Below are 16,490 nucleotides of genomic sequence, written 5' to 3'. Positions count from 1 at the left end.
TATTCATATATCCATTAAGAGGAGGTGGATGTAATGGAAGTGACTGATTTAATTAATCTTGTAGCTAACAATGGTTTCGCTATAGCTGTTGCTGCATATTTGCTAATACGCTTAGAAAAACAAATTGCTAACTTATCTTTATCGATTAATAAATTAAATACCATAATATCAGCTAAACTTGGAGTAGCTATTGATACTGATAGCTCTAATGATGATTCTCATAAGATAGCTTGAGAAAAAGGCGATAAACATTTTATTTTAAATTAGGTTGTTGAATAAACAAAATTTGTAAAAAACAAATAAGTCATTCCTTTGTGATATAATAATTTCGCGAAAAACCTAAAAATATCACATAAGGAATGACTCAAATATGATTATATCATTAAATATTAAAAGTGAAAATGACCACTATAAAATTTTTAAAGCTGTTAAAATTGCATTTGCTAAATTAAATTCAAATAGTCAAAGTACTAAAGGCCGACCACGCAAGTATTCAGATGAACAAATAGTTGCATGTATATTATATGGCGTTAAAAGTAGTATTTTCAGTTTAAGAGAACTTGAATACCGTATAAAGCAAGACTTTGTGTTTCAATCTATAATTCAACTTAATCAAGTGCCAGATTATTCTACATTATCATTAAGAACTAAAATTTTAGAGAAGCATATATATTATGGTATTTATGCTATGTTTGTTGAACTTATCAATCCTGAAACTAGACTGTGTGCAATAGATGGCACTGCTTTAAGAAGTTCAAAATACGATAGCGAAGCTAAATCCGGTAAGGGTACACGTCTTGGATACTATAAAGGTTATAAATTACACTGCATTGCAGCTGTTAGTGATATTATAATTCCTTTGGTTTTTGATTTAACAACAGCTAATGTTTATGACAATCAAGTCTCAGATTTACTATATGAGGCTAAAATTTATAATCCATTTTTAATACTTGCAGATGCAGCATATGATTCAGTTGAGTGGTTTGAAATTGCTTCTAGCTTAGAATTTAATTTGTTAACTGATATAAATATGCGTAAGGCTAAAAGTACTGAGTCATTTGCTGATAAACGATATGAAAATGCTTTATTTCTTTAATCTCCTATTGGATTAAAATTATATAAAAACAGATTGAAAATAGAGCAATTATTCTCTGTATTAAAGGGATTATATAACTTAGAAAACCCAAGGCTTTATGGGCAAGCCCGATACGAACGTCATATAAAATGGGTCTTATTAGCGTACTTAATAGATGAATTTAATAAAAAACAGCAAGGAATAAAAACTAGAAAATATCCTTGGAATCTATAATTTCTAAGAATATTTTGTTGAATAACTATTTGTAAAAAATAGTTATTCAACAACCTATTAAATGTTTATCGCCTTTAAAATTAAGAACATGATGTAGTGATTTTATTTATTTTAGCCTACCTGTTGTAACTTATTCATCCACCAATCTTTATCAAAATATATTGGTCTAACTGGAATCATAACGATATATTCACTGTTCGCTTCTATAATTTGAGATGTTCCTGTATATACTAAATCTATATATAAATTAAATGGTTTAACTTTCCTTTGAACTTTATTTTCAAATTCACCAATATATTGATAGATTTTTTCATCGCCGAATCCTTCAAAATATGAAAGAGCATTTCTGCCTCCGCCAATCATTTCCCACCATTCTATAAAAGGTTTCCATGCATTTTTACAACATTCTCTCAATTCATAATATTGGAAGTCAGAGAAATTAGGTAGATTAAACATATTATACTTATAATCAAATTTTTGTTTTAAAATAACTTTTTCTCCTCTATCTTTAACAATAGTATTAAACCATTCACTCCATTGATTTTTTAACAACGGTAATTGTTTAGTCAATTTATCATTAAAATGTTTTGAAGGCCATAGTCTATTTCTTCCTTTTATATTATCAACATCTATTAATCCATATAAACAACCAGTAAAAAGAATAAAATTTAATGATATATCACTAGACACTACTATTCTCCAAGATTCAATTCCTTCTTTATGCATACTATAATTCTCCTTGACTATATTAATTCGTGATAATTTACTATTCAGCATTATTTTGCAAATACATTATAACATTTTTTACAAATATTCCATATGCAATTTCATCATTGATATCCAACAATGATATGTTAAAAATGAAGCTATTAATACTCTTCAAGCCAAACTATATCTACGATTTAAAGGCTTTCTAAAATGTAAATCTCAATTCTTCGCAGATTATATCTTCTGCTTGAAGTAATTAATATCCTTTGATTAACACTCGCTTCACTCGAACTTTAATGTTTTCTGCTACCACTTAACTCTAAATTTACTTCTAAACTCAATGACCAGAAAGAAACAATATGCAACATCTTAAGGCTTTGCTTAAGCTATTGCATTGCTACTTTCTTCTGTTGTTATTTTAAAGTGCAGCTAGTGACTTAAAGGCTTTGCCTTAAAGTCAAAGGAAGTAATAGACAAGCTTATGATTTTATTTAAAATCTTTAGATATAAGTATGTTGATATTCTATACACTAAACTTAAAGTATCTACAATAAAGCTTTTCTATTACCCTAATTAGATGGCCTGCGGCAGCAAGGAATAAATATATAAGGAACACCACGTGCTCCTTGTGGCTCAGCCACTCCATTAGTTTTTATTATTTAATTTCATATAGTATATCTAGATATTTATATATTTTAATAACTATGTTTTTATATTAGAGAATATATAGTAGTTATTATATCTATTCCTATATACGCATTTTCTAAAGGACAAGTTCTTCTATCAAATAATTATTTGGGCACATAATCCACCACCCAAAAATGAACAGGTCATTAGCTAGAGCTTCTAAGTGCCTAAAAGTCTCCTCCACACTCGGAGCCTTTTATTCACTAAGAATCTCTATGCATTAGACTAATCCATTGTTTGGGTACCCGGTGGTGTGCAATCATTGTGATATTATAATTTATCTGTATACTTTTTACTATCTTCTATACGTTGGTTCTTTCTTCAATAATCTAAAACAAAAGTATGTTGCCCAGACAAGCTGGAATGGATGGGGGGCTTGTACTCGCCACCACCAATACATATTTAAAGTTAAGAAAGGTGGTGGCGGTTCCATTTTGTACAGGCTTTATTCTTTCTATAATTAAAGTATCATCTATCATTACAGCTTTAATGTTCAATAACTAAAAATAATAAATAATATTACAGTGAAATTATTTTTAGTTACTCAGCATTAAAGCTTATAGATACTGACATCAATATTATACTAATAGAAAAGCCAGTACAAAAACGCCCCCACTATGCAGCACCTTTATAAATACTTTTAACTAGTTTTTTCATACATTATGGTATATTTATTTAAAAATATAGTAAAGACACGCTTTGCTTTTGATCTTGACTATATTTTTAAATAAATATGTATGGCCACTATGAAAACTCCATGTCTTAGTGTGCTGCCTAGTAGGACATGCTATGTTAAAGTTTATCTGAGTATGTTGGTATGTGGCTTGTCCTTTTTATATTCCTGGCGCTAGAGCTTGTCTATTGTTTAAAGCTACTGCAAGTCTTGTCTATATTGTACTATTTATTTGTGGAGGAAATTTCTTTCCCCCTATGTACTCAAAATGGCAACTCATCACCTGATATTTTTTCTAGTATATTTTGATGCTGCATACTTATCATATTATTATATTGCTCTTGCCATGTTTCTTCATATTGATCATTACGTTCCTGCTCCCAATCAACAAAATAACTATTATCAATATCACTTCTAAGTAGTTTCCAAAACTTATAATCCTTATCATCAATACTATAAAGCCCTTTTCTTCCTATACTTTCTTTGAAACTTAATTTTAATCCATAAAGACTTAAACTGGCACCATCAAACTCAATAATTATTGAACCGTCCTTTAATCTATAAGCCTTTTCAGAAAACCTAAACTCTTCAAGCTCACTCAAATATTTGTACTCTGCAATTAATGTTTTTGACTCATATTTTCTCTTATCCACTTTTAAAACCACACTTTCTTTTTACTATTTCCTCCCCTATTCATAGTCTGCCCATTTATAGAAATTTAATACATTTTTCTGTACAAAAAAGTACCTTTATTAGGTACCTTAAATTAAACATTTTATTCTCCTATACACATTTTCATAAATGCCCTTATTGTTTTGCTTACATCTTTTCCGTTTCTATAACAATACTCTTCAAACTTATTGTATAATACCATATCACATTCTAAATGAACTTGCTTAGTTGCTGGTTTTTTAATTTTTATTTTCTTCTTTTCCTCCATAAATTTTCCACTCCTTCCTAGTAAAATATTCTATCCATCAATTAATTTTCTTATACACTTTTTGTACAAAATTTTTTTCAAATTTGTACAAGCGATATAGAATATTTGTTCGCATAATTGGCAATAATTATAATATCAAAGTAAGAAAGGATTTTACATATATGAGACACTTTTCATTTACTAAATATATTACAGTTAAGGAAGGATTTAATTCATTAACTCACTATAAGAAATGGCTAGAAATTATATCAGAAAAATCTAAAGAAAATGCACAAAAAACTGATTTATTTTACCACGAAAAATATGAACATTGGCAAAAATACCTACAAACTGAATGGGATTAGAGGACTTTTCCTCTGTCTCAATAATGAAAACATATATGAAAGGATTAGTTACAATGACATTTACAACCTGGCTAAAAAAAGAAGAAGGATTTACATCAAAAGCACAATATGATTACCTTTTAAATACATTGCCATATGAAGCAAGAAGAAAAGTAATCCTTTATTATAAAGAGAAATACAAATATTTTCTTGCCAGCAAACCAAAACAACTTGAACTTAAACTGAAATAATCCAGAAGAGATCCACCTCTTCTGGATTACTTTAAATACTTAATTACATTAATAAGAGAAAAATTAATAACACTAAACTCTTATATTAGTCTAAACCAAAGCCAAAACTTAAAGCATTGAAAACCTACAAATTCAACTAATAAAATCATAAGACAAGCCAATGTTGTTTTTGGGGCAAATACTTAAGCTCCATAGAAAATAAATATTGTAAAGGGGTGAACGTGTGACCCCCTTTACAATATTTATTTTCTATTGGTATAATTGCTCTCCCCAAAAACATTCTTTTAGATAAGCTCTATATATTAAATACAACATTAGGTATCTACTTATTTCACTAATACTATATCTTGTAATTATTTATTAATAGAGCTTGTGTAAAATTTCATTATTGGTATTACCCCTACCTTAAATATAGTATTTTCTAAAAATAAAAAAGAATGATCTACTAGGGTGTAGTAAATCATTCTAAATACGGGTTAATAATTATTTAAGGGGATAAATAATATTTCAACTACTTTATAAATATATATTATCCCTTTATTATGTCAGTAATATGACAAATTATAATTTACTTTATATACACTTAATAGTAGAATTGAGAATTAAATTAATTTTAATTCATCTAATATTTTTCTCTTATAATCTTCATTGGTAAATTCATTATAATAAATATATATTACTTTATAACCCTTGTTTTCTGCCCATCTTTTTTTATAATCATCTTTTCTTTTTTGATATTCAAAATTTTCTATTGTTCCATGAAAATATTCAGTAAATTGTAAGTGTTGCTCACCTTGAATTTCAATTAAAATCCTCGCACCTATAATTTCTATATCATAAGGTAGTTGTCTTTTAGTTATAGGATTAAAACATTTTAGAGTGTTAAATTGAGTGAGTAATTTAATATTTTGTTCCTTTAAGAAAGTTTCTACTAAAACTTCTCCACTAGATTTACTTGATATGCACCCATGCCCTTTATGCAAATTTCTAAACTTACATATTTGTTCTTCGCCACATGCTTTACAAATATAATGCACTGTAGGATTTGATTTATCGCCACTTAAAGTTAGCAACTCTCTTGTTGGATATTTAATCATCGCATGTAATATATATGGTGGTATATCACACTCCCACTTTTTATACTCTTTTCCTTTGTACTCATTACTTCTATAATGCTCTTTCAGCGTTAATAATTTGGCTATAGATATCTTTAAATCTTTCGATTGTTTATTGCATTTCGCACATAATTGAGTTCTGCAATTATGTGGTTTTTCACATAAAGTACAAACTTTCTTTTTGACACTATCTGGCTTGTAACTATTCTTACAAAAGGGGCATATAAAACTCTTTAAGGATTTAACACCCAAAGTTTGAGGTTTCCCACACTTGCATATTATTTTTAATTGGTCGCTCTCACTAAACTTTTGTTTATAATCAATTCTTGTGTTTAAATTCCATTTTCGCTCTTTTATGATATCTTCTATTTCATTTCTTAGCATATATTTAGGCATAATTTTCTCCCATCTACTTATATACACTATATAATCTACAGATTGTGCATTTTATAATTAATTTTGTTTAACAGGGCACCGTCAATGTACAAGCTTTTCTGCCTGTCCTTTTTAGTGATGCGTGTTATTGAAGTGAAAGAAATCGCATCATTAAAAATAATTTCCTTGTAATATAAATTTTATTATTTTTAATGATTGGATTTCTTGAACGGAAATAACGCCATCACTCAAAAGGACTAGCAGATAAGCTTGTATATTGTGGACCTGCCCTCACCTTCCAATAAAACTTATTCTACACTTGTGAGAGCAAGTCCAAGGTGTCCTTCTACTTATGCGTATGCATCAATACGCACACCTTGCAGACTATTAGTATTATCTCTATTTCAGCCATAATACTTCCTATACTTCATGTATCTCTATTCTATAAGCAGTACTTGCTACAACTACATCCATACATTCTATTATCTTGCTACCAAAACTCTCTCTAACCCAAAGAAGGCATGTATCATTTCGGGAAATAACGTTTTCCGAAGTGTGCAAGCTCCTTGTGGGCTTGTATCATTTACGGAATAACGCCTTATTTCCAGAAGTGTACTTGCCTTCCTCTTGAGGTAGTTTATGAAATAAACACCTCAAGTTATAAACTTGTTTTACTTTATGAAATAAAGTTAGACATGTTAAGCGCTCCAGCGGGTACCCAAATAAAGAACTAGTCTAATGCATAATGACTCTTAATATATAAGAGGTTGAAGCTTGTCTGAAAACTCCTATATGCTTAGAGCTATATGCTGATGACCTGTCTCTTTTTTGGTTGATGAATTAAGCGCCATGAAAAATAGTACGCCATTTAAAATTACTGTATATACACATAAAAATAGTAATTATAAGTATCTATTATAGTTACTTAATTAAAAAATATATTCTAATTACATATATAAAAGAATACTATAATAATCGTTGATATACCCACTTTCATCCTATTTTTATTTTTTTGAATGTGCCTCAAAATTAAAATAAAACTACAAATTTGAAGCCTGAAGTCTACGAACTCTATCCTCTATAGATGGATGAGTACTAAATAAGTTCATTAATTTCTTAGCATTTAAAGGATTCACTATAAAAAGATGACTTGCTGCAGGATTTACGTCCATTGGAATCACTCTTGAAGCCTGATCTAACTTCAGTAAAGCATTTGCCAGACCTCTGCTATGTCCTGCAATTCTTGCTCCTGTACTATCTGCAAGATATTCTCTAGATCGTGATACTGCCATCTGTACCAACATGGCTGCAATAGGTCCTAAAATGATTAATGGCAAAGAAGTTAAGAAGCCTGGACCTTCTTCTTCATCGTTGTTACCAAAGCCAAACATTAATGCCCATTGTGCCCAATCAGCCATCATTGTAATTACTCCAGCCATTACAGCTGCAATAGTGCTTATAAGTACATCTCTATTCTTAATATGTGCCAGTTCATGAGCAATAACACCTTCTAGTTCTTCACAATTCAGTATATTCAGTAAGCCCTGTGTAACAGCAACTGCTGAATGCTCAGGATCACGTCCTGTTGCAAAAGCATTAGGCTGCGTAGAAGGCGTCATATAAAGTCTCGGCATTGGCATTCCAGCATTGGCTGTCAGTTTTTCCACCATAGCATAAATTTCAATATTATCGTGTTTTGATAATGGCTGTGCTCCTGCCATAGAAAGAGCAATTTTATCACTAAACCAATAACTCCCTCCATTCATAACCAATGCTAATATTAAAGCCATCATCATTCCTGATTGACCTCCAATACCTCTGCCTATTAATACTACTAATATCGTCAAGACACTCATCAAAAGCAAAGTTTTAATTTGATTTCCTAGACCACGCATTTTGTTTTCCTCCTTTTACTTAATTACTAAAATATTTTGATAATTTTTCTCAAATTAGAAATTTATGTAACAAAAAGACTCTATAGTTAGAACACTTTCTAACTATAGAGTCTCACTAAGCATTTTTTGCTTTCAAAGCCGGGATTTCTCCGTAATGACGACTTTGAATCCTGTTGTAATTAACAGGCAGTTACTCCCCCTATAAATGAGATTATCACTGTCTTTTTAATATTGTTATTAATAATATTACTATTAAATAAAAAACTTGTCAACATTATAAATATTTCATTGTGATAAACTCTGATTGATTTATTCTTACAGACTTGTTATATTATTTCAAACAAATATTTTTTAACTAATTTTTATTTTTGCTTACATAGTTCTTTTTATTATATATGTTGCAAAATGATTTATTCATGGATTTAGTGAGATAGTGCTTAATTTTTAATGTATATTTCAATTTTCAATATATATATATTAAATATCTTTTATAATTTTCTGTAACTTTATTATACAAATAAAGTTAACTAAATTTTTTAATTGCTTTTTAAAGTTATTATAATTCATATACAAAAAATCAAAATTTATATTGTTTTTGTATGAAACTTCGAATATATTCAAACAATATATACAGCTTAAATACAAATTTATCTGGAGGGAGTTATAGAAATGTCTACTAGAAAACATTTATTCAAGTTTTTATTAATTACATTTATAGCTACTATATTTAATTTGGCTATATGGTATTACATGGGTTCTGAAAGAGCTTTAGAATTTCTCGGAGGATATATTATTGAACTAAGTCTTAGTGTCGATAATCTTTTTCTCTTTTTATTAATTTTCTCTAGCTTTGGAATTACTGCTAAACATCAAAAAAGAGTTTTAACTTATGGAATTTTTGGTGCTATTATTCTAAGATTTATATTTGTTATATTAGGAATTGCAATTATAAATGCATTTAAATGGATTCTATATATATTTGGTATACTTCTTATTATAAGCGGTGTGAAAATGATGATTAACAAAGAAGATGATGTATCATTTGAAAACAGTAAATTAATTAGACTTCTAAAAAAAATGATACCTGTAACTAAAGAACTTCATGACGAAAAGTTTTTTATAAGAATAAACAATGTTCTTCATGCAACACCATTATTTGCCTTATTATTTTTAATTGAAGGGTCAGATTTACTTTTTGCAATAGATTCAATACCTGCTATATTTGCGATAACAACTAATGCTTTCATTGTATACACATCAAATATTTTTGCAATATTAGGCCTTAGAAATTTATATTTTCTTTTAGAAAAACTCCACAATACTTTTGAATATGTTAAATATGGAGTAGGTGTAATACTTATTTTTACTGGTATCAAGCTTGGAATTTCTTTTAAATATCATATATCCATAGGACTTTCCATTTCTATTATTATACTAATCCTTGTAATAAGTGTAATAACCTCTATAATAATTAGTAGAAAAATCAAAAAGTAAATTATTCAATAATAGTATACTTTTATGTTTTCTTCTAATACTATTAGTGATGAATTCCTACACTTTTATATATAAAAAGATAACAAATTAATTATATAAGTTATATATTTATTAATTTGCTATCCTTTTTCTTTATTTGAAAATTAATGCACAAGTCAAGCATATTATTGTTAAAGTTGAAAATATGATATAAATTTCACTTTACACATTTACTTTTGAACGTATTTTTGATGTTTCTCCATCATAATCAAAAGCCTCAATTGAAACTACTACAGGTAAGTTTTTATAAACTTTTATTTTGCTAGAAGGTATTGTATATGTTGTGGCTTTTTCATCCACTGTACCAACCCATTCCCCATTCGCAAATAGATTATAACCTAATAAATCTATATCACTATTTCTATTCCATGAAACTTTTATGTTTCTACCTTCAAATCTTGCTTGTAACCCCTTAACAACATCTGGTTGAGTTAATAAATCAATATTATCTGGTCCCCAGTTAGCATCAAGAGGATTTCCAACGCCTTGTACAACTTGATCTTCTGCATACTGCCATACTCTCCACCTAGTCCATCCTCCTGCATTAGGTGGAAAATCTGGATTAACAGGTATTTTTGTATACATTGCAATCCATAATGGCATATTTTTCAAAGGATATCCACGTCCAGGTATAAAGAAATTATTATACAGTTCTATGAAATTTACTCCTGTATAAAGCATGAGCCTACGTCTAGTTTTTGATTCAAATCTTTTTCTAAATCTATCAATCCAATTGATTAATGTATTTGTAGAAATAGATCGATCTGTAGGTGCTTCAATATCTAGCACTGGAAATAAATCACCATAGTCTTTATTACCAAACCCCTGTTGAAGTATGCTTATAAAGTCATCACATTGTCTATCCGCATCTGTCAAATCATATGATGGTAATCCAAAATGATATGCACCTACTGGTATTCCAAAACTTCTACTAGTCCTTGCATACTCCAAAAACCTTCTATCAACTCTAAACCTACCGGTTGCAGATCCTGAAGATCTTAAATATAAAAAATCTATTGTTGTTGCTAATACATTAAATTGGACATTTTGACTATACTCATTTATGTCTATTCCAAAAAGACTTTTGGGATTCTTGTCTTGCATATTTCCTCCAAAATAAAAATACTTCTCTAATATAAATATTAATTTATATAAAAAAATGTGCCTATAGTATAATTATTTTTGATAAATCTAAATCAAACTTGTAACATATGTTAAACTAATACTTTCATGTTATTTCAAAATATAAAAGTGTAAAAAGAACTATATTTTAAACAAGCTTGAATCAATGCTTGAACAAAATTAAAAAGAAGAACCACATTTTTGCTTTGTGGTTCCTCTTTTTGTGTAAAGTTGTAATGTGGTTCAGGCGTAATACATTTAAAAACTAGTATGAGCATAGAATAAATTCACACACACTTGCTTAATATGGATATTGCTAAGTTTACTAAAACTGTTTTAAATACTATCATTTTAAAAAGTAAACTTAAAGATTCGATTCAATTTAATCTATTTACAAATAATTTATTTCACTTTACAGTAATACCATGTTCGCTGGTGTCTCTACTATTTAGTCTTTTTTTTCATATGTGGTATTAAAACTGGTAAAATAGAAAGTAAAACTACACCTATTAACACTAAACTAAAATTATCTTTAACTATTGGAATATTACCAAAAAAATATCCACCACCAACATATACTAGTATCCATGGTACAGATCCAATTATATCTAGTACTATAAATTTAGAGTATTCCATTCTTGCCATTCCTGCAACCAACGGAACAAATGTCCGAACTAAAGGTATAAGTCTAGAAAGTATAACTGCTTTATTTCCATTTTTATTGTAAAATCCTTGAGATTTTATTATATACTTTTTACTTAAAATACACTCTTTTTCACAATTTAAAATTCTATTTCCAACTTTAAGTCCGAATTAGATAGCTTACGGAATCACCTATAATCGAGGCAAAGACAATAGCAAACGTTACAGTAAAAATGTTAGTTATTCCGGCTGAAGATAAACTTCCTAATACAAATAGTAAAGATTCTTCAGGAAGAATCAAGGCCATAAAAAATCCTGTTTCTAAAAAAATCATTATAAATAAAAATATATAGAACCATACTCCAAGCATGTTTACAATTTCAAATATATTCTTGTCCAAATTCGTTATAATATTAATAAATTCAAATAAATAGTCCATATTAAATTTTCTCTCTTAAAATTATACTCAATGGTACTAATTTTTTCCCATAGTCCTTCTAATACACTCTTTAGTATGTTGTTTGCATTTTTGGCCTTTATAATAACATAACCTATTTTTATTAGGGAGATGCTTTTGTCATAAGCTATATATCTTACAGCCCAGTTAGTAGGAGAAAATTTTTTCTTATAATCATATAATTTTTTAAATTCATAATCACATTTTACATTGTTATATATGTAATCCATACATTTTTCAAGCGAAGTAGCTTTTTCATGTTTTGAATCTATTCCAACAAGAGGAGCAATTCCAAGGCTTACAGCTTCTACTCCTTCTTCTTTCATTTTCATAGCAGATGTAATAATTGCATGTTCCATAGCACCAGGAACAGAGTCAAGCCTTCTTCTCATTACATCCAAAAAATAGCCTTTCCCCTCATTATAAGGTGAAAACATAAGAATAGCTTGAATATCACCACATTCATCTAAAGAAATAAAGTATCTTCTATCTATTGGGTTCTTAAGGTGCATTTCTCCAACAGAGAAGGACAATTGTCCTTTTTTAGACTTAAACCACTGAGCTGATACTTCATCAATTTTACTTTCTAAAACCATATCTCTACTATTTCTAGGTGTATATTCTATTAACTTTAATCCTGCATTTTCTGCTCGTTTAACTTTTTGACGTAATTTTAAGGTTTTTTTACCTATCATTTCATAAGAATTTAATTCTATTACTGCTTCTTCACCATATTTAGAAACAATAAAATTTAAGTTTTCAAGAATGTCTCTTGTTTCTTTTGTTATTGAAGAAAAACAAGGTTTAATTTTCATGTTTTTGCAATGTTTCATAAATTCAAGAATAAATTCTCTTTTTTTATTACTAAGACATATAGGGTCGCCTATACAAAGAGCTACCTTTTTTACTACTACATATGCAATAAAGCCTTCTATTTTATCAGATATGAAAATTTTTCTATCCTTTTCAAATGATAGATAGTTTAATGAATCTTTTCCGTACATCTTAATTAAATATTCTAGATAACTGTTATCATTATCAAAACCTTTTAATTCAACTCTCTTATTGTATAAATATTCCATATGTTAAATCACCTCGTAAGAATCTTATGTCTTACTTATATATCGAAGGGAATTTTTCTATCTTAATAAATAGATCTGATGTTAATATTGGAAATGAGGCTGATTCTATGGAAAAAGTGATACATAATTCCTAATATATGTAGGTTTAATTTCAAAATATATTAATATAAGACTCTATTTTAAGTGAATTAAATTAGTACCAGGTTCCTGATACTAATTGCCATCCTGTCTTCATGCCTCCATCTGCTTATAAATAATAGTTCTTTCCAATAATATATATATTTTTATTTATCAATAGTTTCATCAGTAAACATATTTCTGTAAAAATAATGAGTTTGAGGAAGACGAATAGAAACTCGTGTATCGTCCAGTGTATATTTTGTACCTTCAACAGGATTTTTTCCTTCAATCATATTCATCCCAGTCGTATACAAAGCTTCTGCATAAGCCCTTGGTTCTTGATAAACTGATCCTAACATATATCCTTTTTCTATGAATTCTTTAACCATTGGAAGTACATCTACCCCAACAATTGGAATTGTTTTTGAAATGTCCCCATTATTATATCCATGTTCTTGCAATGCCTTAACAGCACCAATAGCCATTGTATCATCATTTGCTATTATAATTTCAATTTGATCTTTGTATTTTTCAAATAATTCTTTCATAGCATTATAAGCTAAGTCCTCACGCCAATCAGCAATTTTTAATGCTACTTCTTGTGTTTTAATTCCAGCTTTTTCAATTGTTGAGATAGAATATTTCGTTCTTTCTATTGCTTCTGTATTGTCACCTTCACCTTGTAACATAACATATTGCATTATGTTATCCTCATTTTTATCAATATCTTCTTTACTGGTATTCCATGCATCAATAAGCATTTTCCCTTGAAGCGCACCTGCTTGTGTTCCATCTTTTCCTATATAGAGAGCTTTACCATAAGATGCAATAGGCACTGGTGTAACTGGTTCCCTATTAAATAAAATTACTGGAACATTATGTTCTTTAATCCTATTGATAACTATCCTCGCATCTCCTCTATTAACTATATTCAATAATACGAGATCTACACCTTCATCTAATGCTTTTTCAATTTGTCCATTTTGTGTAGCTTCATCCGACTTAGCATCATAAAAAGTGTATTCGACTCTATCTGGATTTTCTTTTTGAATATCCTTTAAGTTTTCCCCAATTGCTGAAATAAGATCATCAGTAAAATCTAATAAAAATACAGCTACTTTTGCTGGTTTTGTTTCTGCCAAAATATTATTAGCAGTTACTATGCCACTTGTCATTAATATACAACTAATAAAAAATGTAATTATACTAAAAAATAGTATTCGTTTTAATGTTTTCATTTTATCCTCCATATTTACTACTAAACAACTTGTATTATACTTTATATATGAATTATTATGCGTTAATTCATACAAACTTATGTAAGAGAAAGTCAACGACTATGACTATAAAATATATGCTATATTGTTAAACCTCAAGTAATTTATTCTTACATTTAATACGTGACTTTAATCACTGATTAACATACATTATAAAAAAACAAAATGATTTCTACTATAATTTTTATTTATAGTAGAAATCATTAATCTTCTAAGAGATGTTTAAAGGCAAACTTCATCACCTATGAAAATTACTTTTTATGTCATCACCAACATATTTGCCACTTAATGTAAGCAAGACTTATATTTTAATATTTTTCAAGCTTTAACTACTGTTCTTAATTAGTATTTACTATGAATCTGCATATATAAGTGAATCTAAGCAAAAATTTTAACTTATTAATACTAATGTACTTCTATTTACATAAACATGGATATTTCATAATTAAAAATTCTAAAGCTCTAATACAATATATAGAGTTCTGTACAAATGATTTTATACTATATATTGATTTAATATAACAAATCAATTAATTATGAAATTCCCTAAAATATTAATTAGTACAATTTTTTTATTAATATCAATGTTACTCTTAATAAAAAGACATATATCCTCTATGAAAACAAATTAAAGGAGGGAAAACACATGGCTGTTACTAAATCAATTGAAACTGCTTCATTAAGTATTGAAGTTCAAAGTGGTACTGATAAAGCTGGTCTTCCAGTTTACACTAAAAAAACTTTTTCTAGTGTAAAAACAGATGCTGCTGCTCAAAATGTCTATGATGTTGCTGAAGCAATCAAAGGTGTTATGGAAGCTAAAACTAGAGATTATTTTATTAATGAATCTTCTAGTTTAGTAAATGCTTAGTTAAGATCATAATCAAATTTTTAGGATTGGAGGTAATTTAAATGGAATATACTTTAGCTATGACTTTTTTAACTGATGCTGGTTTAAAGACTACTTTAAGTATTAGTGGTGTTAAATCTGCTCTTACAAAAGATGAAGTAAATGCACTTATGGACACTGTTATATCTAAAAATATTTTTGAAACTAATTCCGGTGACTTAGTTAAGAAATCCGGTGCTCAATTAACTCAAAGACAAGTTACTAAATTTGATGTAGCTTAGCTTTAAGTAAAAAATGGAGGTTTGTCCTTATCAAAAGGATAAATCTCCATTTTTTATATCTATTATAATAGTAGTTAATTTACTGCTCTCTAATCTTTCTCAATATAAAATCTATACCCTTTTGAAATACCATTGTTTTTATATTAATTTTGGTTTGACCATTGGATACAGTATATTTTTGCTCCAACACTCTAAAAAAACCACTGTCTACAAATTGCTGATATGGAATATTGTTTTTGTCTAAGACTTTTTTAGCTCTTAATAATGAAAATAATCTATTTCTTCCCATTCCCTTAATACCAAGAACCTTTGCAACATGACCCATTTCAATAGAGTCTTTAGATCCTGCAACATCATCGTAAAATTGTACTTTTGATTCTAGTAACTTTATTTTCTTTTCAATTTTTAATTTCGCTTCTCTTTCTTCTTTTAACTTTGTAACTGTAGCAATAAGTAAATCAGGATTATTTAACAATTCATCTGTTGCGTACATTCCTGTTTTTCTTATGCTAGGTAATACCTCATCAAAAATCCATGATTCAAATTTTTCTGCTCCTGGTAATTCTGATTTTGACACCAAGCGATATATATCACTTTCTGGAATTACACTCATTTCTACATTTTGAATAGCATCCGTTCCATCTTTTCTCTTTCCAGTAACTACCCCTACTCCGTGTTTCACGGACCCTCTGCAATGCCTTGAAATTGCATCATTTGGCTTTTTATATCCTAATGCTTTAGCAATATCAATTCCCACTGCATAATCTTTATTATTAACTTTTACCCATCTTATTTCGCCAAAACGCTCATCTTTAAAAATTCTCAAATCACCCATTTGACCAATCTCCTT

Annotated in this window: 18 protein-coding genes and 1 riboswitch; of the genes, 8 read left to right on the top strand and 10 right to left on the bottom strand. The window is 28.6% G+C overall.

Annotated elements, in window-relative coordinates; genetic code table 11:
• Positions 1–33: 33 nt before the first annotated feature.
• The 3 genes from CLSA_RS02125 to CLSA_RS23695 all read left to right on the top strand — a co-directional run bounded on the left by CLSA_RS02125 (position 34) and on the right by CLSA_RS23695 (position 1,309).
• Positions 34–234 (top strand): YvrJ family protein, encoded by a 201-nt coding sequence (locus tag CLSA_RS02125; protein ID WP_022743757.1) that lies wholly within the window; start codon positions 34–36, stop codon positions 232–234.
• 136 nt (positions 235–370) lie between these two features.
• Positions 371–1,096, top strand: a complete 726-nt coding sequence (locus CLSA_RS02120; protein WP_022743756.1) for a transposase — start codon at positions 371–373, stop codon at positions 1,094–1,096.
• Positions 1,097–1,102: 6 nt separating this feature from the next.
• Positions 1,103–1,309, top strand: coding sequence for a transposase (locus CLSA_RS23695; protein WP_257788120.1), 207 nt, complete (start codon positions 1,103–1,105; stop codon positions 1,307–1,309).
• Positions 1,310–1,420: 111 nt separating this feature from the next.
• On the opposite strand, the gene CLSA_RS02115 is transcribed toward CLSA_RS23695, so the two are convergent.
• The 3 genes from CLSA_RS02115 to CLSA_RS23335 all read right to left on the bottom strand — a co-directional run bounded on the left by CLSA_RS02115 (position 1,421) and on the right by CLSA_RS23335 (position 4,317).
• Positions 1,421–2,035 carry a hypothetical protein gene (locus CLSA_RS02115; RefSeq protein ID WP_022743754.1) on the bottom strand — a complete coding sequence of 205 codons (615 nt, stop codon included), beginning with the start codon at positions 2,033–2,035 and terminating at the stop codon, positions 1,421–1,423.
• 1,605 nt (positions 2,036–3,640) lie between these two features.
• Entirely contained in the window at positions 3,641–4,030 is a 390-nt protein-coding gene (locus tag CLSA_RS02110) for a hypothetical protein (RefSeq protein ID WP_041716430.1), read from the bottom strand.
• A gap of 122 nt (positions 4,031–4,152) precedes the next feature.
• Entirely contained in the window at positions 4,153–4,317 is a 165-nt protein-coding gene (locus tag CLSA_RS23335; protein ID WP_022743752.1) for a hypothetical protein, read from the bottom strand.
• Positions 4,318–4,478: 161 nt separating this feature from the next.
• On the opposite strand from CLSA_RS23335, the gene CLSA_RS02105 reads away from it, so the two are divergent.
• Together CLSA_RS02105 and CLSA_RS02100 are read left to right on the top strand one after the other, a co-directional pair.
• Positions 4,479–4,661 carry a hypothetical protein gene (locus CLSA_RS02105; protein ID WP_022743751.1) on the top strand — a complete coding sequence of 61 codons (183 nt, stop codon included), beginning with the start codon at positions 4,479–4,481 and terminating at the stop codon, positions 4,659–4,661.
• Complete coding sequence (locus CLSA_RS02100; protein WP_041716020.1) at positions 4,652–4,891, top strand: hypothetical protein; 240 nt, start codon at positions 4,652–4,654, stop codon at positions 4,889–4,891. Before CLSA_RS02105 ends, CLSA_RS02100 begins: the two co-directional genes overlap by 10 nt.
• Before the next feature lie 602 nt (positions 4,892–5,493).
• On the opposite strand, the gene CLSA_RS21905 is transcribed toward CLSA_RS02100, so the two are convergent.
• Both CLSA_RS21905 and CLSA_RS02090 read right to left on the bottom strand, forming a co-directional pair.
• Positions 5,494–6,402, bottom strand: coding sequence for a hypothetical protein (locus tag CLSA_RS21905; RefSeq protein ID WP_022743749.1), 909 nt, complete (start codon positions 6,400–6,402; stop codon positions 5,494–5,496).
• Positions 6,403–7,421: 1,019 nt separating this feature from the next.
• Positions 7,422–8,276, bottom strand: a complete 855-nt coding sequence (locus CLSA_RS02090) for a zinc metalloprotease HtpX (RefSeq protein ID WP_022743748.1) — start codon at positions 8,274–8,276, stop codon at positions 7,422–7,424.
• 669 nt (positions 8,277–8,945) lie between these two features.
• Here CLSA_RS02090 and CLSA_RS02085 point away from each other — a divergent pair.
• Positions 8,946–9,770 (top strand): TerC/Alx family metal homeostasis membrane protein, encoded by an 825-nt coding sequence (locus CLSA_RS02085; protein WP_022743747.1) that lies wholly within the window; start codon positions 8,946–8,948, stop codon positions 9,768–9,770.
• Between the two features lie 201 nt (positions 9,771–9,971).
• On the opposite strand, the gene CLSA_RS02080 is transcribed toward CLSA_RS02085, so the two are convergent.
• From CLSA_RS02080 to CLSA_RS02065, 4 genes are all read right to left on the bottom strand, one after another.
• Positions 9,972–10,913, bottom strand: coding sequence for a glycoside hydrolase family 25 protein (locus CLSA_RS02080; RefSeq protein WP_022743746.1), 942 nt, complete (start codon positions 10,911–10,913; stop codon positions 9,972–9,974).
• A gap of 462 nt (positions 10,914–11,375) precedes the next feature.
• On the bottom strand, positions 11,376–11,696 hold the full coding sequence (locus CLSA_RS22330; protein WP_257788119.1) for a DedA family protein: 321 nt from the start codon (positions 11,694–11,696) through the stop codon (positions 11,376–11,378).
• A gap of 282 nt (positions 11,697–11,978) precedes the next feature.
• On the bottom strand, positions 11,979–13,112 hold the full coding sequence (locus CLSA_RS02070) for a bifunctional lysylphosphatidylglycerol flippase/synthetase MprF (RefSeq protein WP_022743743.1): 1,134 nt from the start codon (positions 13,110–13,112) through the stop codon (positions 11,979–11,981).
• 284 nt (positions 13,113–13,396) lie between these two features.
• Positions 13,397–14,470, bottom strand: a complete 1,074-nt coding sequence (locus CLSA_RS02065) for a galactose ABC transporter substrate-binding protein (protein ID WP_022743742.1) — start codon at positions 14,468–14,470, stop codon at positions 13,397–13,399.
• 226 nt (positions 14,471–14,696) lie between these two features.
• Positions 14,697–14,761, bottom strand: a riboswitch (Fluoride riboswitch).
• 394 nt (positions 14,762–15,155) lie between these two features.
• Here CLSA_RS02065 and CLSA_RS02060 point away from each other — a divergent pair.
• Both CLSA_RS02060 and CLSA_RS02055 read left to right on the top strand, forming a co-directional pair.
• Positions 15,156–15,380 (top strand): DUF1659 domain-containing protein, encoded by a 225-nt coding sequence (locus tag CLSA_RS02060; RefSeq protein ID WP_022743741.1) that lies wholly within the window; start codon positions 15,156–15,158, stop codon positions 15,378–15,380.
• 41 nt (positions 15,381–15,421) lie between these two features.
• The gene (locus CLSA_RS02055; RefSeq protein ID WP_022743740.1) at positions 15,422–15,640 is read left to right on the top strand and encodes a DUF2922 domain-containing protein; all 219 of its coding nucleotides are present in this window, start codon (positions 15,422–15,424) and stop codon (positions 15,638–15,640) included.
• Between the two features lie 79 nt (positions 15,641–15,719).
• Here CLSA_RS02055 and CLSA_RS02050 read toward each other — a convergent pair whose 3' ends face one another.
• On the bottom strand, positions 15,720–16,475 hold the full coding sequence (locus CLSA_RS02050) for a phage antirepressor (protein WP_022743739.1): 756 nt from the start codon (positions 16,473–16,475) through the stop codon (positions 15,720–15,722).
• Between the last annotated feature and the right edge of the window lie 15 nt (positions 16,476–16,490).

Source organism: Clostridium saccharobutylicum DSM 13864, from assembly GCF_000473995.1.
GTDB classification, from domain to species: domain Bacteria; phylum Bacillota; class Clostridia; order Clostridiales; family Clostridiaceae; genus Clostridium; species Clostridium saccharobutylicum.
Note: the sequence above shows the minus strand (reverse complement) of the source record. Positions and strands in the feature narration are given on the sequence as shown.